This is a genomic window from Burkholderia sp. BCC1985, assembly GCF_905339915.1.
Lineage (GTDB): Bacteria > Pseudomonadota > Gammaproteobacteria > Burkholderiales > Burkholderiaceae > Burkholderia.
Genome location: NZ_CAJPGY010000145.1, coordinates 1 through 330 on the forward strand (window position 1 = coordinate 1; position 330 = coordinate 330).

The 330-nt window shown below is 65.8% G+C and carries 1 pseudogene; it reads left to right on the forward strand.

Annotation, left to right across the window (positions count from 1 at the left end):
- Positions 1 to 330 (forward strand): annotated as a pseudogene (locus U4Z31_RS37035) (electron transfer flavoprotein subunit alpha/FixB family protein); the annotation flags it as partial.

Sequence of the window (330 nt, forward strand, 5' to 3'; positions counted from 1 at the left end):
TGGCGACATTCACGTGCTGGTCGCGGGCCACAACGCGCAAGGTGCGGCCGATGCAGCAGCGAAGATCGCAGGTGTGTCGAAGGTGTTGCTGGCCGATGCGCCGCAACTCGAAGCGGGCCTCGCGGAAAACGTCGAGGCGACCGCGCTGAACATCGCGAAGGACTATTCGCACATCCTGGCTCCGGCTACCGCCTACGGCAAGAACATCGCGCCGCGGATCGCCGCGAAGCTGGACGTCGCGCAGATTTCGGACATCACGGCGGTCGACAGTGCCGACACGTTCGAGCGCCCGATCTACGCGGGCAACGCGATCGCGACGGTGCAGTCGAG